Source organism: Streptomyces sp. NPDC050439 (genome assembly GCF_040655335.1).
GTDB lineage: Bacteria > Actinomycetota > Actinomycetes > Streptomycetales > Streptomycetaceae > Streptomyces.
In genome coordinates this window covers 789,659-810,533 of record NZ_JBFAJT010000001.1, presented here as the reverse complement: position 1 = coordinate 810,533, position 20,875 = coordinate 789,659, and the positions used below count along the sequence as shown (strand labels likewise).

Here is a 20,875-nt window from a genome sequence, read left to right as displayed (position 1 = left end):
CGCGCCGTCGCTGTGGCCGCGATCCGGTCATCCTGGGAACAGCTGCACCGGCACGGCAACTCGCATCGGTTGTGCGTCGTATCGTGGCCGGATGAGCGAGGGGAAACGCCGCGGTCAGGGCAGCGAACCGGCGGGTACCGGAGTCACCACCGGTGCTCTGGCGCGGCGGTTGGGGGTGTCACCGACGACGCTGCGGACCTGGGACCGCAGATACGGCCTCGGCCCTGCCCGGCGCGATCCCGGTCACCATCGCCGCTGGTCCGAGCGTGATGTCGCGATGGTGGAGGAGATGGGCCGCCTCACCTCGTCGGGGGTGCCGCCTGCCGAGGCCGCGCACCAGGCGCTGAAGCTGCTCGATCCCGGCGTGGCCTCCGGGACCGGGCCCGGCCCTGCCTCCGTGCCGCGGCCGAGGCGGCGGGCACGTCAGGCGCCGCCGTCCCCCGACACGTTCGTCCGCCGGCAGCGGGGCCTGTCGCGTGCCGCCGTGCGGCTCGACGCGCCCACCATGCAGGACCTGCTGGACGACGCGGTGGAGAGCCACAGTCTCGTCACCGCGTGGCAGGAGGTGATGGTGCCGACGCTGCACGCCGTGGGCCGCAAGTGGGAGGAGGCGGGCGACCGTTACGTGGAGGTCGAGCACATGCTGTCGTGGCACGTCTCCCGCACCCTGCACCGCTGCTCCATGGCGCCGACGGCGTCGGCCGCGGACGCGCCGCTGGTGCTGGCCTGCGTACCGGGCGAACAGCATTCGCTCCCGCTGGAGGCACTCAGCGCGGCGCTCGGCGAACTGGGCATCCCGCAGCGCATGTTCGGCGCCGCCGTGCCGGTCGAGGCGGTCTCGTCGGCCGTGCGCAGGACGGGCCCGGCCGTCGTGGTCCTGTGGGCCCAGGCCCGCTCGACAGCGAGCGTCCCCCTGGCCCGCCACATCGCCGAAACCCGCTGGGGCGTACGAGGCGCAAGAGGCCACCCCACAGTCATGCTGGCCGGCCCCGGCTGGGCAGGCCCAACAATCCGCGGCGCACTACGCCCCACAAACTTGCCCGAGGCACTGACCCAGATCGGCAGGGCCCGGGGCGGGGCCGCGGCTGACCGGGGAACGGCGTGAGGCGCGGGGTCCCGGCCCGCTGATGCCGGCGGCGCTGCGGCCCGACAGTTTGCGCGTGGCGCAGCCCAGGGTGAGTGGGGGTATGGCGGGGCCGCAGGGGCGTTTGCGTGCCGCATGGTCCCACGGGGGGTTAGCCCGCTGGTGTCAACGGTGTGCGGAGTGCGCTGCGTTCGTTTGTCCAGGCCGTCAGGAGGCGGGCGCCCAGGCGGTCTTCCAGGAAGTCCGTGGCTTCGATGCCGAAGACCACGTCGGACTCCAGGCCGGGTTCGCTCGCGAGCAGGCCGCCGATCACGTCGCGGCGCACCACCTGTTCGTGGACGGCGTCGGCCTCCACATGTTCGTCGTAGAACCGCTCGGCCGCTTTGCCGGCACCGCACTTGCGCATCGCCTTGGCCAGCCGTCGCGAGCCCGGGGACGACGTCACCTCGACGGCGGCGAAATGTCCGACGAGGGCTCCGCGCAGCGCCCGGTGCAGGCCCAGCAGGGACATCAGGTTGACCGTCGCGAGCGCCTCCGCCGGGGCCGCGTCGAGGTAGTGCCCGTACATGGTCTTGAGGGAGAGGTCCCGCATGAGGTCGGCGTAGAGCCGGGCGTGGATGTCCTCGGCCCGCCCCGCCCCGAACTCGTCGAACTCGACGGCCACCATGCCCGCCTTGGCCCGGCCGTGCAGCCGGGGGATGACCCAGGCGTGCGGGTCGGCCTCCTTGAGGTGGTACAGCGAGCGCAGCGCCGCGTACTCCCTGAGCTGCCACAGTTCGCCGTCGCGTTGCAGATGGTGGCTGACGCTGGTCGGGACGTGTCCGATCGGCTCCAGCAGCAAGTCGGCCAAGGCGCGCTCCGCGCTGTCCGTGGAGCGGCAGTTGGCGCGCAGCGCGCCGAGGAAGCGTCCTTCGAGCGCGCGGCGCAGCCCCAGCAGCTCGGGGTCCCATTCGAGGTCCTCGCGGACCCCGTCGAAGCCCTGGTAGTGCAGCTCGTAGAGCGTGTAGAGCGCGAGCTGGAGGTCGTCCCCGTAGGGGTCGGCGTCGTGCGTGTCGAGGGGAAGGGGCCCTGAACTCCCGCCCGCGCGAAGAGTGTTGATGATGAGCTCGGACAGTACGCCGCGGGGCTCGGGCAGGGGCGGGCTCGTGAGGCGTGACTCGCGGACACCGTCCGGCAGCGTCTGGTTCTCAGCGGGCATCGGGTGCTTCCTCCCCCTTGGTGTGCTCGTCGGTGTCCTCGGGCTTCACGCGGCGGCGGTGACTCGTGTCGCACCACGGGTAGGCGCGGCTCCGGCGGCAGGTGCAGATCGCGGTGGTGAAGCGCCGGGAGGCGATGACGCTGCCGTCCTCGGCGACGACCTCGACGGGTCCCTCGACCAGCAGGGGCCCCTCGGGGTCGATCGTGACCCGGCGCGGCCGTGGCTCCCGCGGCAGCCGGTCCGTCCCGGCCGCCGTGGGTTCAGGTGCGTTCGGCACGGATGACCACCAGTTCTTCCATGTCCTCGTCGCCCAGCAGCCCTTGCCTGCGCAGGAAGTCCCGGCGCGAGCGCAGGACGGGCCCGAACGGAATGAGCGCGCGGTCGGTGACCGACGCCTCAAGTCCGGCCTTGGAGAGCCGGGACAGGGTGGCGTCGGTGTCACACAGCGCCGAGTGGACCATGAGCAGCACACCTCCGGGACGCAGCACCGCGGGCGCCGCGTCGCAGATGCGGTCGACCAGCGCGCGGCCGTCCTGCCCAGCGTCCCAGGAACGCGCCGCGCCGCGCCGCGGCACCCGGCCGGAAGGCGAGGGCACGTACGGCGGATTGCTCGCCACGAAGTCGTAGGACCGCCCGGGAACGGCGGACGTGAGGTCGCCCCGCAGAACGGTGATGCGCTGCCGCGCCACCAACGCGTTGAGACGGGCGGTCAGCACGGCACGCCGCGCGATGTCCACGGCCGTCACCCGGGCGCCGAGCCGCGCCGCGTGAACGGCGAGCGCGCCGCTGCCGGTGCCGAGGTCGAGCAGGGCCGTGCCGGGGCCGATGGCCTCGCGGCACAGGGCGCGAGCGAGCAGACCCGTGTCGTCCTGCGGTGCGTAGACCCCGGGAAGGGTCATCAGGTGTCCCGGGGCAGCACCAGCGGCTGTATCGGTGACCATCACGCACCTCCGGTGATTGCGGGGCCGGCCGGACGATGCCCTTCCTGGCCCGGCCCTCTCACCACACTCCGCTGTTCCCGCACCTGCCACCACTCGGGTGGTGACACACAGTGACGAGTCGGACCGACCGGGTGTCTCTCTGGACTCATGGATTCCTCGGCTGCTCGGTGCTCGCTCCCGCGACTGTCGATCTCCCAGGTGCCCTGCGAACCGGGGTGCACACGTATCGGCCACGTGGAGCCACCGGACCCGGGGCGGAGGAACGGCGAGGCGGAGGGGTCGCGATTGCGCCACTGCGACGTGGGTACGCGGCCATCTCAGAAACTCAGCGGAACAGCCGCTGGCACCCCGGACACAGAAAGGGCGCCATGCCGCTCAATATCTTCGTACTCGGCCTGGACGAGGCCAACCTGCCGACCCTGCGCGCGGTCCCCGACGCGCAGGACTACGTCTTCCACCCCCTCCTGACAGTGGACGAGCTGCAGAGCGGTGAGGTCTCCGTCCCCGCGCTGCTGGAGAAGGCGCAGGGGATACTCGACGCGTTCGACGGTCACATCGACGCGATCGTCGGCTACTGGGACTTCCCCGTCAGCACGCTCGTGCCGATCCTCAGCGAGCGCTACGGGACGCGGAGCACCAGTCTGGATTCCGTGGTCAAGTGCGAGCACAAGTACTGGAGCCGCCTGGAACAGCGGCGCGTCACCGACGCGCATCCGCCGTTCGGGCGGGTCGACATGGACAGCGACGACCCCAAGCCCCCCGAGGGCATGGACTTCCCGATGTGGCTCAAGCCCGCGCTGTCCTACTCGTCGGAGCTGGCCTACGGGGTCGGCGACCAGGCCGAGTTCACCGAGGCGGCCGACCGCATCCGCAACGGGATGGGGCGCATCGGGCGGCCGTTCGAGGACATACTCGCCCGCGTCGAGCTGCCCCCGGAGATGGCAGACGTGGGCGGTCAGGTGTGCCTCGCGGAAGGCGCGCTGACCGGCATCCAGGTCGCGGTCGAGGGCTACGTCCACGAGGGCGAGGTCACCATCTACGGCATCCTCGACTCGATCCAGTACCCCGACTCGTCGTGCTTCCTGCGCCACCAGTACCCCTCCGCTCTCCCCGGGCCCGTGATCGAGCGGCTGCGGGACGTGTCGGAGCGGGTGATGCGGCAGATCGGCATGAACGCGGCGACGTTCAGCATCGAGTACTTCTACGACCCGCGGACCGACGCGATCAACCTCCTGGAGATCAACCCGCGGCACTCCCAGTCGCACGCGGAGATGTTCGAGTACGTCGACGGCGTGCCCAACCACCACTGCATGCTGAGCCTCGCCCTCGGCAAGGACCCCCAACTGCCGTTCCGCCAGGGTGAGTACGCCACGGCCGCCAAGTGGTACTACCGCTGGTTCGCCGACGCCACCGTGCACAACGTGCCCTCCCGCAAGGACATCGAGAGCATCGAGCGCCGCATCCCCGGCGTGCGCATCGACGTGGCGGTCGAGGAAGGGCAGCGGCTGTCCGACGCGTCCGAACAGGACAGCTACAGCTACGAGTTGGCCCACATCTTCACGGGCGGCGAGAGCGAGGAGGACATGCGGGCCAAGTACGACCAGTGCGTGGCGGCCCTCGGCCTGACCTTCGACGAGGCGAAGCCCGGCGGCCGCGACACGAAGAACGACTGAACGGCGAACCCCCCACAAAAGCACCCCCGCAACACGAAGGAGCGTCTCGGCTTGCGCTATGTGAGCGACCTTCCGTACGAGACCAAGGAAGAGGAGAACGTCACCATCCCCGTGGCGGACGGAACCCGCCTCGCGGCCCGCATCTGGCGGCCGACGTCCTCCGACCAGGAACCCGTCCCCGCGGTCCTGGAGTACATCCCCTACCGGCAGCGTGACCTGACCGCCGAGCGCGACTCCATCCATCACCCCTACATCGCCGGGCACGGCTATGCCTGCGTCCGCGTGGACCTGCGCGGCACCGGCGACTCCGAGGGGGTGCTCAAGGACGAGTACCTGGAGCAGGAACAGACCGACGCCGAGGACGTCCTGGCCTGGCTCGCCGACCAGCCCTGGTGCGACGGCAGCACCGGCATGATGGGGATCTCCTGGGGCGCCTTCGCCGCGCTGCAGGTCGCCGCGCGGCAGCCGGAGAGCCTGCGCGCCATCGTCATCGCGTCCTTCACGGACGACCGGTACGCCGACGACATGCACTACATGGGCGGCCAGCTCCTGTCGGACAACCTCGCCGAGGCGGGCACCATGTTCGCCTACGGCACCATGCCCCCGGACCCGGTGATGGTGGGGGACCGGTGGCGCGAGATGTGGCACGAGCGCATGGAGGGCACCCGCCCCTGGGTGCTCGAATGGCTCAAGCACCAGCGCCGCGACGACTACTGGCGGCACGCCTCGGTCTGCGAGGACTACCAGGCCGTACGCACGCCCGTCCTCGCCTCCAGCGGCTGGGCGGACGGCTACTCGAACGCGGTGACGCGGCTGCTCGGCAACCTGGACGTGCCGCGCAAGGGCCTGATCGGCCCCTGGTCCCACAAGTTCCCGCACCTCGGTCAGCCGGGCCCCGCCATCGGCTACCTCCAGGAAGTGGTGCGCTGGTGGGACCACTGGCTGAAGGGCGTCGACAACGGCGTCATGGACGGGCCGATGCTGCGGACGTGGATGCAGGACAGCGTCCCGCCCTCCACGTCGTACGAGGAACGTCCGGGACGCTGGGTGGGCGAGCCGTCCTGGCCGTCCCCGCACATCACGCCCGTCGTGCGGCGCCTCACCCGTCACGGGCTCTCCGAGCCGGTCTCGGAGGCCGCGGCGTCGCGCGATTCCCCCGAGGGGGAGCAGGCGGGCTCGGGCGAGGGAATGTCCGTCCAATCACCGCTGTCCGTAGGCCAGTTCGGCGGGAAGTGGGCCTCCTACAACGCGCCCCCCGACCTGCCCTACGACCAGCGTGAGGAGGACGGCGGCTCGCTGGTCTTCCAGACCGAACCGCTGACCGAGCGCACGGAGATCCTGGGCTCGCCCAGCGTCGAACTCGACCTGAGCGTCGACCAGCCCGTGGCCATGGTCGCGGTCCGGCTGTCCGACGTGGCGCCCGACGGCAGCGCCACCCGTGTCAGCTACGGCCTGCTCAACCTCACCCGCAGCGAGGCGCACGGCGATCCGCGTCCCCTCGAACCCGGGCGGCGTTACCGCGCGGCCATTCCGCTCAACGGAGTCGCCCAGGCCTTCCCGCCGGGTCACCGCATCCGCGTGTCCCTGTCCACCTCGTACTGGCCGCTGGCCTGGCCGCCGCCCAAGCCGGTGCTCCTGACCGTGTACGAGACGTCGAGCACCCTGACGCTCCCGGTCCGGCCGGTCTCGGAGCCCGATGCCCTGCCTGAGGAGCCCTTCGGTGAGCCGGAGGGCACGCGGCCGAGGTCTCCCGTGCAGCTGGTCGCCCCCGAGGAGCGCTGGCAGGTCAAGCGTGACCTGGTCGACTACTCCGCGGAGCTGGAGATCGTCAAGGACCGGGGGACGGTGCGCCTGGAGGACATCAACCTCGACGTCGGCCGCCGGGCCTACGAGCGCTACACGTCCAGGGCCGAGGACTTCACCTCTGCGGCCGGCGAATCGGCCTGGACGATGTCCTTCAAGCGCGACGACTGGGACGTACGGGTGGAGACCCGCACGGTCCTCAGTTGCGACGAGGACACCTTCCGGGTGGACGCCACCCTGGACGGTTACGAGGGCGACCGCAGGGTTTTCTCGCGTACCTGGAATGAGACCGTGCCCCGCGATTTGCTGTGACACCACGGTTGTCGTGACACCACGGCGGAATGCCGCGGTGAGACGGCCGGAAGTTTCTGTTTGGCCGCCATACGGCAGGGCACCCGGTGCGTTGGAGGTTGATCATCTCCTCCCGCTATGTGAATCCCTGCCGTTCGGGGAAAACGAATTGAGGAGTTCTCGATGAGCAACGAAATCTGGAGCTACGCTCCCACCGCCGGGCACGGCCCGGACGCCGATCTGACCGGCTACAAGGTCGAGGCCGCCGACGGCCACATCGGCAAGGTCGACAAGCACTCGAACGAGGTCGCCAACCAGTACATCGTGGTCGACACCGGAGTGTGGATCTTCGGCAAGGAGGTGCTGCTGCCCGCGAGCACCGTCACCGCCATCGACCACGAGGCGCGGAAGATCCTCGTCTCGCGCACCAAGGAGCAGATCAAGGACGCTCCCGAGTTCGACAAGGAAAAGCACCTGGGCGACCCCGCCTACCGTGACCAGCTCGGCGGCTATTACGGCGGCCTGGGTCCGGGTCACTGACCCGAAGCGGTGGCGTGAACATTCCGCCCCATTGACACCGATGGCGTCCGAGGCAGCACCTGCCTCGGACGCCGTCAGGCGTTTATGCCGGAATCCCGGAATTTCGCTCGGCCGACGCGGGCGGCGATGGCCCGGGCGCATTCCAGGGATTCGGTGTGCGTCGTGTCCACCTCCATGTCGTAGAGCACGCCGTGGTGGACCAGTTCGGCCTGGGACGCGGCCATCCCGGCGGCCCGGTCGCCCCGTGCCGTCTCCCGGCCCGCGGCGACCGCGCTGTCACAGCGGACGCCGACCCAGAGCACCCCGACATCCCTGAGGGCCTTTCGCCACCGCTCCTGGGAGGCCGGACCGCCGAGGAAGACCTCGTCGACGATGATCCGGGCTCCGGCGCGGGCCATCGAGGCGATCCCCTCGATCCAGGCCGCCTCCAGCGTCCGGAACTCGGGGCCGACGGCCACCTTGCCGTCGTCGGCGATCTCGATTCCCTCCGAAGCGGTCCGCATGGACGCGGGCATGGCGTCGACCAGCGTGTCGCAGCCGAAGGCCAGCCACGGATCGGGCAGCACCGCCTGCAGACACCGGGCGATGCCGGACTTTCCGGAGCTGGACCCGCCGTTGAGAACGATCACTTGAGTGGTCACCGCGCCAGGGTAAGTCGGCCGGGTCAGCCTCTGCCGTCGTACGGGCTGACGCGACGGTAAGCGGCCCGCGCGTGGAGGACCCGGCCCGCCGTCGTGCCGACCAGGGCCGCGGCCAGCAGGCACGTGATCCACTCGGGGTCCCGGTGTCCGGCCCAGGAGATCTCACCGATGGGATGCGCGGCGAAGAAGTTCAGGAGCAGCCAGCACAACAGGGCCGTCCCCGGCGCCGCGACGAAACGGCCCCGCACCCCGAGGAGCGCGGCAAGGACCGAGAGAGCCGCGAGCGCGATCCCCGTCCGGTCGAGCGCACCGAGCAGATCGAGCACCATCACCAGCACGAAGGCGCCCGCATAGGCTCCCGTCCAGATGAAGGGCGTGGCAACCGGTTCGGGGACGACCCGCACGCCTTTGGCGATGTACCGCCACTCCACCACCATCGTTTCCTCCCCACCGCCGGTCCGCCGGGGCGCCGCTGCCCCGGGGACGTCCGTGACCGGCGCCGCCTCCCGCAACGGGACGACGCACCGGAGATCGGGCACGGGCGTGGTCCCGGGCAGATTGTCGCACCACATCGGACGGCCGCCGTCCCGAAGGACACCCGCCAGATGGTCTCCGGCTCGTCGTGTCCGCGTCATAATTCCCGGATGAACCTCGCCTCGGCTCCCGAGCCCTCCGCGCCCCGACGGCGTGCCCGCATCGTGGTCGTGGGAGCCGGACCGGCGGGCCTCACCGTCGCCAACATCCTCCGTGCCGCCTCCGTCGACTGCGTGGTCCTGGAGACGGAGAGCAGGGAGTTCATCGAACAGCGGCCCCGCGCGGGCTTCATCGAGGAATGGGCCGTGCGCGCCCTGCAACAGCGGGGCTTGGCCGACCGGCTCCTGTCCCACGCGCAGACACACGGCGAGTGCGAGTTCCGCTGGGCGGGGGAGCGCCACCGGTTCGCGTACGCGGAGCTCTCCGGGCACCGCCACTTCGTCTACCCCCAGCCCCTGTTGGTGACGGACCTGGTGGGCGCCTACGCCGACCGGGCGGGCGGCGACATCCGGTTCGGCGTACGCGACGTGCAACTGCACGGCATCGACACGGACCGCCCATCGGTGTCGTACACCGACCAGGAGACGGGCGAGCGCGTGCGCATCGAGTGCGACGCCGTCGCGGGCTGCGACGGCGCGCGCGGCGTGACGCGCACCTACGCCGCGGCGCGGCGGGCCACCGTCGCCCGGCACGACTACGGCATCGGCTGGCTCGCCCTCCTCGCGCAGGCGCCGCCGTCCTCGGACTGCGTCGTCTTCGGTCTCCATCCGCGCGGCTTCGCGGCCCACATGGCCCGCAGTCCCCAGGTCACCCGCTACTACCTGGAGTGTCCGCCCGGCGACGACCCCGAGAACTGGCCGCACGAGCGCGTCTGGTCCGAGCTGCGCGCCCGCCTCACGGTGGCGGGCGCGCCACCGCTCACCGAGGGGCCACTGATCGAGAAGCGCGTCCTCGACATGCACAACTACGTGGTGGAACCGATGTCGTACGGGCGGCTGTACCTGGCGGGCGACGCCGCGCACCTCGCCGCCCCGATCGCGGCGAAGGGCATGAACCTGGCCCTGCACGACGCCCTGCTGCTCGGTGACGCGCTCGTCGCCTACTACGCGCGAGGGGACGAGAGCGGCCTGAGCGGATACTCGGAGGCCTGTCTGCCGAAGGTGTGGCAGTACCAGGAGTTCTCCCGGTGGCTCTCGGAGCTGCTGCACGGGGCGTCGTCGGGTGACCCGTTCCAGGCGGGCATCGCGACCGCGCGGCTGCGCGGGATCCTCGGCTCTCCGGCGGCCGCGGCCGCGTTCGCCGAGCTCTACATCGGCAAGGGGGCCGACGGCTGAGGATCTTCGTGTGCTCGCCGCCCGGTTAGGCTAGGGGCCTCCCCCCGCCGTCGCGCAGCTGTCGAGCGCAGCGCTCCCGGCTCCTTCTTCCCGCACGCCCAGGGTGATGCCAGGCGCTGCCCGAGCACGACAGGTACTTCTCTTGTCCACGTCCGCACCGTCCCCGGCCGCCCGGCTGCGTGGCCTGCGCCCCGACTGGCTGTCCGACCCGAAGGTGTGGCGCACCGAGGTGCTCGCCGGTCTGGTGGTCGCGCTCGCGCTGATCCCCGAGGCGATCTCGTTCTCCGTGATCGCCGGGGTCGACCCCGCGATCGGTCTCTTCGCCTCCTGCACCATGGCCGTGACGATCTCGATCGTCGGCGGACGCCGCGCGATGATCTCCGCGGCGACCGGCGCGGTGGCCCTGGTCATCGCCCCGCTCAACCGCGAGCACGGGCTCGGTCATCTCGTCGCGGCCGTCATCCTGGCAGGCGTCTTCCAGATCGTCCTCGGCGCGCTCGGCGTCGCCAAGCTGATGCGTTTCGTGCCCCGCAGCGTGATGGTCGGCTTCGTCAACTCCCTCGCCATCCTCATCTTCATGGCGCAGGTCCCCGAGATGCACGACGTGCCCTGGCCCGTCTATCCGCTGATCGCGGCCGGGCTCGCCCTCATGGTGTTCTTCCCGAAGATCACCAAGGTGATCCCGGCGCCTCTCGTGTCCATCGTGATCCTCACGGTCATCACGGTCGGCGCCGGGATCGCGGTGCCGACCGTCGGCGACAAGGGTGAGCTGCCGTCCTCCCTGCCGGTGCCGGGCCTGCCCGATGTGCCGTTCACCATGGACACGTTGACGACCGTCGCGCCCTACGCGTTCGCCATGGCGCTGGTCGGCCTGATGGAGTCCCTGATGACCGCCAAGCTCGTCGACGACATCACCGACACCCATTCCTCCAAGACCCGTGAGTCCATCGGCCAGGGCATCGCCAACATCGTCACCGGCTTCTTCGGCGGCATGGGCGGCTGCGCCATGATCGGCCAGACGATGATCAACGTGAAGGTGTCCGGGGCCCGCACACGGCTGTCCACCTTCCTCGCGGGCGCCTTCCTGATGGTCCTGTGCATCGTCTTCGGACCCGTCGTCTCCGACATCCCCATGGCCGCGCTGGTCGCCGTGATGGTGATGGTCTGCTTCGCGACCTTCGACTGGCACTCGATCGCCCCGAAGACGCTCAGGCGGATGCCGGCCGGCGAGATCGCGGTCATGCTCGTCACCGTGGTGTGCGTGGTCGCCACGCACAACCTCGCCGTCGGCGTGGTCGCGGGCTCGGTCACCGCGATGGTCATCTTCGCCAAGCGCGTCGCCCACTTCGCCGAGGTCACCGCCTCCACCGACCCGGACGGCGGCCGGGTGACCTATGCCGTCACCGGCGAGCTCTTCTTCGCCTCGTCCAACGACATCGTCGGACAGTTCGACTACGCGGGCGATCCCGGCAAGGTCGTCATCGACCTGACGGCCGCCCACATCTGGGACGCCTCCTCCGTGGCCGCCCTGGACGCGATCGAGAACAAGTACGCCCAGCGCGGCAAGGCCGTGGAGATCATCGGCCTGAACGAGCCGAGCGCCCAGATCCACGAGAAGCTCACCGGCGAACTGACCGGCGGGCATTGAGAGTCCGACACGGGTGACATTTGTACCGGGAGACCGGCGACATCCGGATCTGTCCCGCGCCGCTCCCGACCGGCACGCTGAGGGGAGTACCGCGGGGCTGTCCGAGCCACCCGCGGACGGCAGCAGAGGGAGGCGCTGAGGCCATGGTCCTGTCGGGTCCGACAGAGCAGAGCGTGCCGATGAGCGGTACGTACGAGATCGACGCGGCGGCTTCGACGGTGCGGTTCCGCACGCGCACCGTCTTCGGCCTGTTCCCGGTCCGGGGCACCTTCGGCATCAGCCGCGGGCAGATCACCGTGGCCGACCCCGTCGACGCGTCCTCGGTCGATGTCACCGTCGGGGCGGCCTCGTTCGACTCCGGTCTGGAGCGCCGCGACCGGCACGTCACCTCCGCCGACTACCTGGACGCGGCCAGGCACCCGGAGATCGAGTTCCGCAGCCGCCGGGTGACGCGGTCCGCGACGGGCACGGCCGTGCTGCAGGGCGAGTTGACGGTACGAGGCGTCACGCGGCCCGTGGCCGTCACGGTCGGGGCGGTCGAGGTGAACGGACGACGCCTGTCCGTCGAGGGCACGGCCACCGTCGACCGGTACGCGTTCGGCGTGACCACGGCGAAGGGCATGACCGGCCGCCGCCTGGACATCCGCCTCGCAGTCGAAGCGGTCGCCGGCTGATCAGCCTCAGGCGGGGCGTCCGTCGATCCGGGTGCGGCGCATGATGGACTCGGAGCATGGCTGTAGAGGCTCTCATCGTCATCGACATGATCAACACGTACGACCACCCCGATGCGGACCTCCTCCGTAAGTCGGTCGAGGAAGTCCTGCCCAACATCCGCAGACTGATCGAGCGGGCGCGGGAGAAGGACATCGCGGTGATCTACGCCAACGACAACTTCGGCCTGTGGCGCTCGCACCACGACGAGCTGCTCGAAAAGGCCCTCAGCGGCCCCCACGCCGATCTGGTCGCCCCGATCCGTCCCGAGGGCGACTCGCTCTTCGTGGTGAAGGCCCGACACTCGATCTTCTACGACACCCCTCTGGAGTACCTGCTCCGCCAGCGCGGCATCGAGTCCGTGCTCCTCTGCGGCCAGGTGACCGAGCAGTGCGTCCTCTACTCGGCGCTCGACGCGCACATCCGGCACCTGGACGTCGTCGTGGCCGAGGACGCCTGCGCGAGCATCCACGGTGACCTCGCGGCGGCCGCCCTGCAGATGATGGAACGGAACATGCAGGCGCGCCTGGTCCGCTCCACCGACGAGGCGCTGTTCGGGTCCGCATGAACCCGCTGGACGAACTGGACGCGCGGGTCGCGGAGTGCTTCGCCTGCCCCCGCCTCGTCGAGTGGCGGGAAGAGGTGGGGCGGGTCAAACGGGCCGCCTTCATGAACTGGACGTACTGGGCCAGGCCCGTGCCCGGCTTCGGGCCGCCCGACTCCTCCATGCTCGTCATCGGGCTCGCGCCCGCGGCGCACGGCGGGAACCGGACGGGCCGGATGTTCACGGGCGACCGTTCCGGAGACGTCCTCTACCGGGCCATGTACGAGCTGGGCCTCGCGTCGAGCCCGCACGCGGTGTCCGTCGACGACGGCCTGACGCTGCGCGGGGTGCGGGTGACCTCTCCGGTGCACTGCGCGCCGCCCGAGAACAAGCCCACCCCCGGCGAGCGCGACACGTGCAGGCCGTGGCTCGTAGAGGAGATGGGGTTGCTGGGGCCGCGGCTGCGGTCGGCCGTCATCCTGGGGGCGTTCGGCTGGCAGGCCGCCCTGCCGGCGTTCGCGGCGGCGGGCTGGCGCGTGCCGAAGCCCCGGCCGCGGTTCGCGCACGGAGCGCGGGTGACGCTGGAGCGTGACGACGCGGAGGTGGCCGGGGGCCGCGCCGGGGCTGTCGCGCCCGGGGAAGCCGGGCCGGGCCCCGTCACCCTCTACGGCTGCTTCCACGTCAGCCAGCGGAACACCTTCACCGGCCGGCTGACCCCGGACATGCTCAAGGACGTCCTGCGGGAGGCGGCGGGCGAGGCGGACATCCCGCCCTACGCACGGGCGGACCGGCAGGACTGACCGGCGGGGCGGTCGCCGCCGGTGGCCTCAGCCGCCTTCGACGCCGGTCGAGTCATGGGCCGAGCCGACCGGCTTCGACTCCGGCGAGCCCCGCTGGCGCAGGTACACGGAGAAGATGGCCATCGACCCGACGGCCAGCAGTTCGGACTGCCAGTTCTGCAGCGTGCGGTTCCAGAAGTCGGCGGCGCCCAGGTACTGCAACCAGCTGATGGGCGCCTGCAGTTCCCGCAGGTGTTCCTCGTTGTACGCGGCCACGCCGGTGACGGACTGCGCCAGCCAGGAGAACAGGAACAGCGTGCACATGAGGGCGCCCAGGGAGCGGGAGTACCAGGCCTGCCGCGCGCCGCCGGCAGCCGCCCAGCGGGGCGAGTCGGCCTTCGCGTACGGCCCGACCTTCTGGTCCTTGTCCGCTTCGAGGCCCGCCTTGCCGAGCTCCTTGGACTCGGGCGATCCGCGCTGGAGCAGCCAGACCGTGCCGAAGATGTAGAGGAAGAACTGCAGATACTCCGACTGCCAGTTCTCCGTCACGTCCACGGCGAAGTCGGAGGTGAGGAGATAGCCGCCGAAGCTCACCGGCCGCAGTTGCCCGGCAACGAGATGGTTGTTGAAGTCGGCGTGCCCGGCGATCGCCTGGCCGGCCAGAGTGAGGACGAAACCGGCGCCGAACACCAGGGTCAGTCCGTTGTCGCGCAGAAAGCGCCCCGCCCGCGTCATCGCTGCATCAGCCCCAGCGTGATGCAGTAGACAAGGCCTCCGGTCACCACCAGGAGATACAGCGTGAACAACGACCGCACCCGTCAACCGCCCTTGATCAGACACTGATACGGCATCTCCGGGCGCTCGGTGCACCCGGCCGCCGTGATCTTCCATCCGCCGGGGAAGGACGACAGGAAGAGCGTGTCGCGGTTCGTCACGACACGGGCCTGACGCCCGTACACATCGACGACGCGTACCTCGTCCGCGGTGCCGGCCTTGGGCAGCCCCGCATCGGAGAGGGCGCGGGTGCACGGCAGTTCGGCGTTCTGCTCCAGCTCGTCGCGGGTCCCGGGGGCCAGCGCCGCGCAGCCGCGCGCGATGTCCGTCATCCGCAGATGTTCCTGGAAACGGAGCACCACGGCCGACGCCGAGTCCTCGCGCTCCTGGACGCTGCCGCAGCCGCTCAGGGCGGCGGCGAGCAGCACTGCCGCGAGCGCACCCGCTCCCCGCATACCGCGCACCAGATCTGCTCTCCTTCACGGACCGCCGGTCCCGGGCGACGATGCCGCACACCCTCCCGGCGGGCGGACCCCACGCGCCCGACACGCTGTGGCGAGCGGAACGATTCATCTCGGCGGCCTAGAGACAACCGGGAGGCAACCGGGGGAGGGCCGGAAGGCCACCGGGAACGGCAAAAACCCCCGCACGGGAGTGGGCGGGGGCTTCTGCGGAAGTCTGGTCAGGCGTCGCGGCGCTTCATGGAGTCGCGCGCTTCCTCGGCCCGGTCACGGGCGTCGCCCATGGACTTCTTGGCCTCGCCCTTCGCCTGGTCCATCTTGCCCTCGGCCTGCTTGCCGCGGTCGCCGGTGACCTTGCCGGTCATCTCCTTGGCCTTGCCCTTCATCTTGTCCATGCCGCCCTTGTCAGCCATGACCACTCCTTTGTCGGTACAGCGCCCACCGGGTGTCACACACGGTGTGGGCCTCTGCGTTCAACGTAAGCGGCACACGGAGACCTCGCCCGTCCAGCCGTCACACACCGTGACGGTGGGGCTCAGTCCAGGCAGAACTCGTTGCCCTCGGGATCGGTCATCACGATGAAACCGGCGCTCAACGGGGGAGCGGGCTCGTCGCGCCGCACCCGCTTCGCTCCCAGCGCGACGAGACGGTCGCATTCGGCCTCAAGTGCCGCCATGCGCTCCTCCCCCTGAAGGCCGGGGGCCGCACGGACGTCGAGGTGGACGCGGTTCTTGGCGATCTTGTCCTCCGGCACCTGCTGGAAGAACACACGCGGCCCGTCTCCCTCGGGGTCCTCGATGGCCGACTTCGAGTTGCGCTGGTCCTCCGGTACGCCGACCCGCGCGAGGAACTCGTCCCACGCCGCGAGCGCGTCGGCGCCCTCGGGCAGGTCGACCCCGGGCGGTCCGGGGTGGACGTAGCCCAACGCGTCGCGCCAGAAGGAGGACAGGGCCCGCGGGTCGTGGGCGTCGAAGGTGATCTGGAGGTGACGGCTCATCGGACTGCTCCGTTCGTGGCGGGACTCATGGGCCTCACCCTGCCAGCAATGGCGGACAGGATCGGTCCGCCATTCCTGACAGGGTGGCCCTCATGGACGAGGGACTCGACGACGACCTGGGTACGACCGAGCGCGTGCTGACCCTGCTCGGGCTGCTGCAGCAACGCCAGGCATGGACCGGCCCCGAGCTCGCCGACCGGCTCGGGGTCACGACGCGCACCGTACGGCGTGACGTGGAGCGGCTGCGCACACTCGGCTATCCGGTGTACGCCGGCCAGGGCGTCGGCGGCGGCTACCGGCTCGGCCCGGGGCGCGAACTGCCGCCGCTGCTTCTCGACGACCAGGAGGCGATCGCCACCGCGGTCTCCCTGCTGGCGGGGGCGGGCGGCGCGGTCGCCGGGGCCGGTGACGCCGCGCTGCGGGCCCTGTCCAAGCTCGACCAGGTCCTGCCCGCGCGGCTGCGGCACGAGGTGCGTACGCTCTCCGACTCCGTGGAGTTCTTCGGGGGAGGGCGCGCGCCCGTCGATCCCGGGGTGCTCATGACGCTGGCCAGGGCGTGCCGCGACGAGGTCGAGGCCGGTTTCGACTACCCGTCCAGGGGCCAGATGCGGGGGCGGCGGGTCGAGCCCTACCGCCTGGTCGCCTCCGACCGGCGCTGGTACCTGTTCGCCTACGACCTCGACCGCGACGACTGGCGCAGCTTCCGCGTCGACCGGATGACCGACGCGTCCGCGCGGACCTTCCGCTTCAGCCCGCGCGAGGCGCCCGACGCCGCGGAGTACGTACAGGAAGGTGTGGCCAGCCGGGTCTACCCGCATCAGGCGCGCTTCCTCGTGCATGCGCCGGCCGGCACGGTGCGCGCGCAGATCCCGGCGTCGGCGGCTGTCGTGCGGCCGCGGGGGAGCGGGAGCTGCGAGGTGCTCAGCGGCGCCGAGCGCCTCGACGCCGTGCTCATGCACGTCCTCCTGCTGGGGCACGACTTCGAGGTGCTCGATCCACCGGAACTGGGCGAACGCTGTCACGTGCTGGCCAAGAGACTCCTCGCGGCCAAAAACGCAACTCCCGTTCGATGAACGCAACTCTCGTCGCACCCGTATCTAGGACCGGACATGTCCCCGGCTCCGGCCGGTGAACGTATTCGGAATCCCCCACAGGAGGCGACGAGTTGAGGCACAAGCGAATACCCAAGCGAAAGGCCGTGCTGGCAGGGGCTGCGGCGTTGGGCATGGTCGCGACGGCCGTCCTGCTGCAGCAGGCCAACGCCTCGCAGTCGGGGTCGGAGACCGGTGCGGGGGCCGCTGCCAAGAGGCTCAGCGCGGCATCGGCGACGAAGCTGGTCGAGCCGTTGGCCTCGCGATTGGGTGACTCCTACGCCGGGGCGTACTACGACGAGGAGAAGCAGCAGCTCGTCGTCAACGTCGTGGGCGACAACAACGACGTCGACGTGCAGGTGAAGAGAGCGGGAGCGGTGGTGCGCAACGTCGACAACAGTTCCGGTGAACTGGGTTCGGCCACCAAGACGTTGGCCAGTCGGGCCACCATGTCCGGCACCGCGTGGGCCACTGATCCCAGGACCAATCAGATCGTGGTCACCGCCGACCGCACCGTCACCGGCGAACGCTGGGACAAGCTCGAGGCGACCGTCGACTCACTCGGCTCGGGCATGGCCCGCATCCAGAAGTCGGCGGGGGAGTTCAAGCCCTTCGCGGCGGGCGGCGACGCCATTTTCGGAGGCGGCGCACGCTGCTCGCTCGGCTTCAACGTGACGACCGAGGACGGCAGCCCCGGATTCCTCACGGCGGGGCACTGCGGGGTGGCCGCCGAAAGCTGGTCCGACGCCCAGGACGGTGCGGCCATCGGAACCGTCCAGGCCGCCACCTTCCCCGGTGACGGCGACTTCGCGCTGGTCACGTACGACGACCCGGCGACGGAGGCCCCCAGCACGGTCGACACCGGCGACGGCCAGACCACGGAGATCGTGCAGGCCGCCGAGGCGGCGGTCGGGCAGGAGGTGTCCCGCATGGGCAGCACCACCGGACTGCAGTCCGGCACGGTCACCGGCCTCAACGCCACGGTGAACTATCCGGAAGGCACCGTCAGCGGGCTCATCCAGACCGACGTCTGTGCCGAACCCGGGGACAGCGGGGGCTCGTTGTTCACCGCCGACGGCAGCGCGATCGGCCTCACTTCGGGCGGCAGCGGCGACTGCACCGCCGGCGGCGAGACCTTCTTCCAGCCCGTGACCACCGCGCTGGAGGCGGTCGGTGCCGAGATCGGCGCGGGCGGCAACTGAGGGGCGTACGCAGCTCTGACAGACAGGAGCCGTGACCATCGCGGCGCCGATCGCCCTCGGGTGTGAGGCGCCGCGATGAACGCCCGTCAGTCGACCGGCTTGCCGGGCTGATCGTGGGTGGAGCAGTGGATGCCGCCCCCGCCGGAGGCGATGGTGTCGATCCGGACCGGCACGACGTCCCGCTTGGGGAAGTGCTCCCGCAGGATGCTCCGCGCGCGTTGGTCGGCCTTCCGGTCCCCGAACTCGGGCAGGAACACCGCGTCGTTGGCGACGTAGAAATTGGCGTACGTGGAGACGAAGTCGTCGCCCTCGCCCCTGATCCTGTCCGGGTCGGGCTGCGGCAGATCGATGACCTCGAAGGACCGGCCCTTGGCGTCCTCGGCCTCGCGGAGCACGGCCTTCGCCTGGTCGGCCGCTCGCGACCAGGAGTCGACGGGCGTGCCGGGAACCGCGCGGTCGAGCAGCACCACACCGGGCGCGGTGAACCGCACGAGGCTGTCCACGTGCGCGTCGGTGATGTCCTCGCCGCGCACGCCGGCCAGCCAGATCACCTTCTCGACGCCGAGGGTCCGCTTGAGCTCGGACTCGATCTGGTCCCGGCTCTTTCCCCGGTTGCGGTTGTCGTTGACGATCGAGCTCTCCGTGATGAGCAGAGTGCCCTCGCCGTCGGTCTCGAAGGAGCCGCCCTCGGCGACCAGAGGGGCCTTCCTGCGCGGGATGTCGTACTCCGACAGGAGGGTGCGGCCCACGCGGGCGTCGTTGGTGTGCTCCTGCTTGTTGCCCCACCCGTTGAAGTTGAGGTCGACGCCGATCACGTCGCCGTCCTGCTCCACGAAGACGGGCACGGTGTCACGGGCCCACAGGTCGTCGACGGCCAGGGAAATGACCTCGACGTCGCGCCCGCAGGCCTTCTGGGCGGCCTTTTGCTGCTCGGGCCTGGCCAGCATCACGACGTACTCGTACTCGTACTCCGCGACGGCACGGGCGACGCGCGCGATGTCCTCGCGCACGTAGGGGAGGTCCTCCTCCCACACCGACTGCAGGGCGGGCCACGACATGAAGGTGCGCGCGTGACTCTCCCACTCGGCACCCATGCGCAGCCCTTTGTCCGGCGTGGCCGCGGCGTTCGGCCCGCACGCCGAAGCCCCGAGAGCGGCGGTTCCGATTCCGGCGATGGCCCGGAGGGTGGTGCGACGTGAGGGGAAGAGAGGGGCCACGGTGCGCTCCGGACATTCGAGGGGGGTTGCACGGCTGTGCTGATCCTCGACTCTGGCATGAACTGAAAATTCAGTCAAACATGCCGTCGCATCCGGGGGCGCCGCGCTCGCGGAGGCCCGATAGGGTTCGGATCCATGGCGTCTCGCACCACTCAGATCCTCGAAGCGGCCGCACGGCTCATCGCCCGTCGCGGCGTCCGCGGCCTGCGCGTCGAAGAACTCGCCGCCGAGGCGGGGGTGTCGACCGGGTTGATCTACTACCACTTCAAGGACCGCACCGGCATCCTGCGCCACACGCTGGAGTTCATCAACGACCGCGCCGAGCGCTACACCACCGGTCGCGCGGCGGACGCCGAACCGCTGTCCCCGCGTGCGGAACTGGACGAGACCCTCCTGCTCGAACTGCAGGAAACCCAGCTGGTCAGGGAGAACAGCACCGCGTGGGGCGAGCTGCGGGCGAGCGCCGTCTTCGACGAGGCACTGCGCGAAGACCTCGCCAGGGCGACCCTGGTGTGGGTGCAGGAGGTGGCGGCCCTCCTCGGCCAGGTGCAGCCGACGGCCCCGGCGCCCGCCCTGGCCGCGGCGGCCGAGCGGCTCACCGCCCTGCTCGAAGGACTCAGCATGCGCTGGCTCAGCGGCGGCCTGCGCATCGACCACGCGCGTGACCTGATGCGCGGCGCCATCGATGCCGAGCTGGGGCTGCTCCGGGATGAACAGCGGCAGTGAAGTGAATGTTGCTGCCGCTGAAAATTAGGTCAGCTGGGCGGCAGCCGTCCCGCCTCACGCCATGCTCGTCGCACCATCAAGGGACTCGCGGATGATGTCGGCGTGGCCCGAGTGCTGCGCTGTCTCCGTGACGACGTGCATCAGGACCCGGCGGGCCGACCACTGCGCGGAGTCCTGGAACCAGGGAGCCTTCGGCAGCGGCCACGAGACGTCCAAGTCGGGCAAGGCGGCGACCACTTCGTCCGTCCGGCGGGCCACTTCGGCGTAGTCGGCCAGCACGCCTGCCAGTGTCTCGCCCGGCAGCAGCCGGAAGCCGTCCGTGCGAGCGGCCCAGTCGGCCTCGGTCATGGCCGTGAAGTCCGGCATCGCCGACGGGCCGTCCAGAATGAAGTGCACCCAGGACTCCTCCACCGCGGTGACGTGCTTGATCAGGCCGCCGATGCACAAGTCGCTGGCGGTGGTCCGCTGCCCGGCCTGCTCGTCGGTGAGGTCACGTGCGGTGAAGCGCAGGAAGTGGCGGTGCTTGGCCAGCGTCTCCAACCACTCGGCGCGCTCGCCGCTGACAGCCTGGGCCTTCGCTGCGTCGGGGGTGGTGGTCGCTTCGGTCGCAGTCATGGTTTACGCCTTCCGGTGTGCCTGTCTCGCCGGTCAAGGAACACGTTAGGAGGCGTATAGGCCAGGAGCTG

Annotated in this window: 23 protein-coding genes; 12 read left to right on the top strand and 11 right to left on the bottom strand. The window is 70.6% G+C overall.

The features are described from left to right. Window positions 1-91 precede the first annotated feature (91 nt). The gene (locus tag AB0I66_RS03740; RefSeq protein WP_363206042.1) at window positions 92-1,105 is read left to right on the top strand and encodes a MerR family transcriptional regulator; all 1,014 of its coding nucleotides are present in this window, start codon (window positions 92-94) and stop codon (window positions 1,103-1,105) included. Window positions 1,106-1,235: 130 nt separating this feature from the next. Here AB0I66_RS03740 and AB0I66_RS03735 read toward each other — a convergent pair whose 3' ends face one another. Genes AB0I66_RS03735 through AB0I66_RS03725 form a run of 3 tightly spaced genes read right to left on the bottom strand, consistent with a single transcriptional unit; the run spans window position 1,236 to window position 3,181 of the window. After that, on the bottom strand, window positions 1,236-2,282 hold the full coding sequence (locus AB0I66_RS03735) for an iron-containing redox enzyme family protein (protein ID WP_363206041.1): 1,047 nt from the start codon (window positions 2,280-2,282) through the stop codon (window positions 1,236-1,238). Continuing rightward, window positions 2,272-2,559 (bottom strand): CDGSH iron-sulfur domain-containing protein, encoded by a 288-nt coding sequence (locus AB0I66_RS03730; protein WP_363206040.1) that lies wholly within the window; start codon window positions 2,557-2,559, stop codon window positions 2,272-2,274. The genes AB0I66_RS03735 and AB0I66_RS03730 overlap by 11 nt, the downstream gene beginning before the upstream one ends. Then, window positions 2,543-3,181 (bottom strand): HemK2/MTQ2 family protein methyltransferase, encoded by a 639-nt coding sequence (locus tag AB0I66_RS03725; RefSeq protein WP_363206039.1) that lies wholly within the window; start codon window positions 3,179-3,181, stop codon window positions 2,543-2,545. The genes AB0I66_RS03730 and AB0I66_RS03725 overlap by 17 nt, the downstream gene beginning before the upstream one ends. 410 nt (window positions 3,182-3,591) lie before the next feature. Here AB0I66_RS03725 and AB0I66_RS03720 point away from each other — a divergent pair, with 410 nt between their 5' ends. From AB0I66_RS03720 to AB0I66_RS03710, 3 genes are all read left to right on the top strand, one after another. Continuing rightward, window positions 3,592-4,896: an ATP-grasp domain-containing protein gene (locus AB0I66_RS03720; RefSeq protein ID WP_363206038.1), complete on the top strand. Its 1,305-nt coding sequence runs from the start codon at window positions 3,592-3,594 to the stop codon at window positions 4,894-4,896. A gap of 51 nt (window positions 4,897-4,947) precedes the next feature. Further along, a complete protein-coding gene (locus AB0I66_RS03715) occupies window positions 4,948-7,011 on the top strand; it encodes a CocE/NonD family hydrolase (protein WP_363206037.1) in 2,064 nt (687 codons plus the stop codon). Between the two features lie 162 nt (window positions 7,012-7,173). Then, window positions 7,174-7,530 (top strand): PRC-barrel domain-containing protein, encoded by a 357-nt coding sequence (locus tag AB0I66_RS03710; RefSeq protein WP_363206036.1) that lies wholly within the window; start codon window positions 7,174-7,176, stop codon window positions 7,528-7,530. A gap of 74 nt (window positions 7,531-7,604) precedes the next feature. On the opposite strand, the gene cpt is transcribed toward AB0I66_RS03710, so the two are convergent. Further along, window positions 7,605-8,171 (bottom strand): chloramphenicol phosphotransferase CPT, encoded by a 567-nt coding sequence (gene cpt, locus AB0I66_RS03705; protein WP_363206035.1) that lies wholly within the window; start codon window positions 8,169-8,171, stop codon window positions 7,605-7,607. A gap of 23 nt (window positions 8,172-8,194) precedes the next feature. Continuing rightward, a complete protein-coding gene (locus AB0I66_RS03700; protein ID WP_363206034.1) occupies window positions 8,195-8,710 on the bottom strand; it encodes a hypothetical protein in 516 nt (171 codons plus the stop codon). Window positions 8,711-8,815: 105 nt separating this feature from the next. On the opposite strand from AB0I66_RS03700, the gene AB0I66_RS03695 reads away from it, so the two are divergent. The 5 genes from AB0I66_RS03695 (at window position 8,816) to AB0I66_RS03675 (ending at window position 13,742) form a co-directional block, all read left to right on the top strand. Then, window positions 8,816-10,039 carry a 4-hydroxybenzoate 3-monooxygenase gene (locus AB0I66_RS03695; RefSeq protein WP_363206033.1) on the top strand — a complete coding sequence of 408 codons (1,224 nt, stop codon included), beginning with the start codon at window positions 8,816-8,818 and terminating at the stop codon, window positions 10,037-10,039. Window positions 10,040-10,145: 106 nt separating this feature from the next. Beyond that, a complete protein-coding gene (locus AB0I66_RS03690) occupies window positions 10,146-11,687 on the top strand; it encodes a SulP family inorganic anion transporter (RefSeq protein WP_363206032.1) in 1,542 nt (513 codons plus the stop codon). 143 nt (window positions 11,688-11,830) lie between these two features. Continuing rightward, window positions 11,831-12,361: a YceI family protein gene (locus AB0I66_RS03685; protein WP_363206031.1), complete on the top strand. Its 531-nt coding sequence runs from the start codon at window positions 11,831-11,833 to the stop codon at window positions 12,359-12,361. 56 nt (window positions 12,362-12,417) lie between these two features. Beyond that, window positions 12,418-12,966, top strand: a complete 549-nt coding sequence (locus AB0I66_RS03680) for an isochorismatase family cysteine hydrolase (protein ID WP_363206030.1) — start codon at window positions 12,418-12,420, stop codon at window positions 12,964-12,966. Next, window positions 12,963-13,742: a uracil-DNA glycosylase gene (locus AB0I66_RS03675; protein ID WP_363206029.1), complete on the top strand. Its 780-nt coding sequence runs from the start codon at window positions 12,963-12,965 to the stop codon at window positions 13,740-13,742. The genes AB0I66_RS03680 and AB0I66_RS03675 overlap by 4 nt, the downstream gene beginning before the upstream one ends. Before the next feature lie 27 nt (window positions 13,743-13,769). Here AB0I66_RS03675 and AB0I66_RS03670 read toward each other — a convergent pair whose 3' ends face one another. The 4 genes from AB0I66_RS03670 to AB0I66_RS03655 all read right to left on the bottom strand — a co-directional run bounded on the left by AB0I66_RS03670 (window position 13,770) and on the right by AB0I66_RS03655 (window position 15,953). Beyond that, window positions 13,770-14,456: a DUF6766 family protein gene (locus tag AB0I66_RS03670; protein ID WP_363206028.1), complete on the bottom strand. Its 687-nt coding sequence runs from the start codon at window positions 14,454-14,456 to the stop codon at window positions 13,770-13,772. Between the two features lie 83 nt (window positions 14,457-14,539). After that, complete coding sequence (locus tag AB0I66_RS03665; RefSeq protein ID WP_363206671.1) at window positions 14,540-14,950, bottom strand: hypothetical protein; 411 nt, start codon at window positions 14,948-14,950, stop codon at window positions 14,540-14,542. A 227-nt stretch (window positions 14,951-15,177) separates the two neighbouring features. Further along, window positions 15,178-15,369 (bottom strand): CsbD family protein, encoded by a 192-nt coding sequence (locus AB0I66_RS03660; RefSeq protein ID WP_363206027.1) that lies wholly within the window; start codon window positions 15,367-15,369, stop codon window positions 15,178-15,180. Window positions 15,370-15,491: 122 nt separating this feature from the next. After that, window positions 15,492-15,953, bottom strand: coding sequence for a VOC family protein (locus AB0I66_RS03655; RefSeq protein ID WP_363206026.1), 462 nt, complete (start codon window positions 15,951-15,953; stop codon window positions 15,492-15,494). A 92-nt stretch (window positions 15,954-16,045) separates the two neighbouring features. On the opposite strand from AB0I66_RS03655, the gene AB0I66_RS03650 reads away from it, so the two are divergent. Both AB0I66_RS03650 and AB0I66_RS03645 read left to right on the top strand, forming a co-directional pair. Beyond that, on the top strand, window positions 16,046-17,026 hold the full coding sequence (locus AB0I66_RS03650) for a YafY family protein (RefSeq protein ID WP_363206025.1): 981 nt from the start codon (window positions 16,046-16,048) through the stop codon (window positions 17,024-17,026). A 92-nt stretch (window positions 17,027-17,118) separates the two neighbouring features. Next, complete coding sequence (locus AB0I66_RS03645) at window positions 17,119-18,246, top strand: S1 family peptidase (protein ID WP_363206024.1); 1,128 nt, start codon at window positions 17,119-17,121, stop codon at window positions 18,244-18,246. An 86-nt stretch (window positions 18,247-18,332) separates the two neighbouring features. On the opposite strand, the gene AB0I66_RS03640 is transcribed toward AB0I66_RS03645, so the two are convergent. After that, on the bottom strand, window positions 18,333-19,463 hold the full coding sequence (locus tag AB0I66_RS03640; RefSeq protein ID WP_363206023.1) for an agmatine deiminase family protein: 1,131 nt from the start codon (window positions 19,461-19,463) through the stop codon (window positions 18,333-18,335). Between the two features lie 135 nt (window positions 19,464-19,598). Between AB0I66_RS03640 and AB0I66_RS03635 the strand changes: the two genes are divergently transcribed. Next, complete coding sequence (locus AB0I66_RS03635) at window positions 19,599-20,189, top strand: helix-turn-helix domain-containing protein (RefSeq protein ID WP_363206022.1); 591 nt, start codon at window positions 19,599-19,601, stop codon at window positions 20,187-20,189. A 54-nt stretch (window positions 20,190-20,243) separates the two neighbouring features. Here the strand turns inward: AB0I66_RS03635 and AB0I66_RS03630 are convergent, their stop codons facing one another. Then, window positions 20,244-20,804 (bottom strand): DinB family protein, encoded by a 561-nt coding sequence (locus AB0I66_RS03630; protein WP_363206021.1) that lies wholly within the window; start codon window positions 20,802-20,804, stop codon window positions 20,244-20,246. Window positions 20,805-20,875: the final 71 nt, after the last annotated feature.

Excerpts from the sequence above, each read along its gene's own strand:
- AB0I66_RS03725 (WP_363206039.1), bottom strand. The coding sequence starts at position 3,181 with ATGACCCTTCCCGGGGTCTACGCACCGCAGGACGACACGGGTCTGCTC.
- AB0I66_RS03680 (WP_363206030.1), top strand. The coding sequence starts at position 12,418 with ATGGCTGTAGAGGCTCTCATCGTCATCGACATGATCAACACGTACGAC.
- AB0I66_RS03675 (WP_363206029.1), top strand. The coding sequence starts at position 12,963 with ATGAACCCGCTGGACGAACTGGACGCGCGGGTCGCGGAGTGCTTCGCC.
- AB0I66_RS03690 (WP_363206032.1), top strand. The coding sequence starts at position 10,146 with ATGCCAGGCGCTGCCCGAGCACGACAGGTACTTCTCTTGTCCACGTCC.
- AB0I66_RS03665 (WP_363206671.1), bottom strand. The coding sequence starts at position 14,950 with ATGCGGGGAGCGGGTGCGCTCGCGGCAGTGCTGCTCGCCGCCGCCCTG.
- AB0I66_RS03710 (WP_363206036.1), top strand. The coding sequence starts at position 7,174 with ATGAGCAACGAAATCTGGAGCTACGCTCCCACCGCCGGGCACGGCCCG.
- AB0I66_RS03720 (WP_363206038.1), top strand. The coding sequence starts at position 3,592 with ATGCCGCTCAATATCTTCGTACTCGGCCTGGACGAGGCCAACCTGCCG.
- AB0I66_RS03630 (WP_363206021.1), bottom strand. The coding sequence starts at position 20,804 with ATGACTGCGACCGAAGCGACCACCACCCCCGACGCAGCGAAGGCCCAG.
- AB0I66_RS03650 (WP_363206025.1), top strand. The coding sequence starts at position 16,046 with ATGGACGAGGGACTCGACGACGACCTGGGTACGACCGAGCGCGTGCTG.
- AB0I66_RS03655 (WP_363206026.1), bottom strand. The coding sequence starts at position 15,953 with ATGAGCCGTCACCTCCAGATCACCTTCGACGCCCACGACCCGCGGGCC.
- AB0I66_RS03685 (WP_363206031.1), top strand. The coding sequence starts at position 11,831 with ATGGTCCTGTCGGGTCCGACAGAGCAGAGCGTGCCGATGAGCGGTACG.
- AB0I66_RS03660 (WP_363206027.1), bottom strand. The coding sequence starts at position 15,369 with ATGGCTGACAAGGGCGGCATGGACAAGATGAAGGGCAAGGCCAAGGAG.
- AB0I66_RS03635 (WP_363206022.1), top strand. The coding sequence starts at position 19,599 with ATGGCGTCTCGCACCACTCAGATCCTCGAAGCGGCCGCACGGCTCATC.
- AB0I66_RS03695 (WP_363206033.1), top strand. The coding sequence starts at position 8,816 with ATGAACCTCGCCTCGGCTCCCGAGCCCTCCGCGCCCCGACGGCGTGCC.
- AB0I66_RS03740 (WP_363206042.1), top strand. The coding sequence starts at position 92 with ATGAGCGAGGGGAAACGCCGCGGTCAGGGCAGCGAACCGGCGGGTACC.
- AB0I66_RS03735 (WP_363206041.1), bottom strand. The coding sequence starts at position 2,282 with ATGCCCGCTGAGAACCAGACGCTGCCGGACGGTGTCCGCGAGTCACGC.
- AB0I66_RS03670 (WP_363206028.1), bottom strand. The coding sequence starts at position 14,456 with ATGACGCGGGCGGGGCGCTTTCTGCGCGACAACGGACTGACCCTGGTG.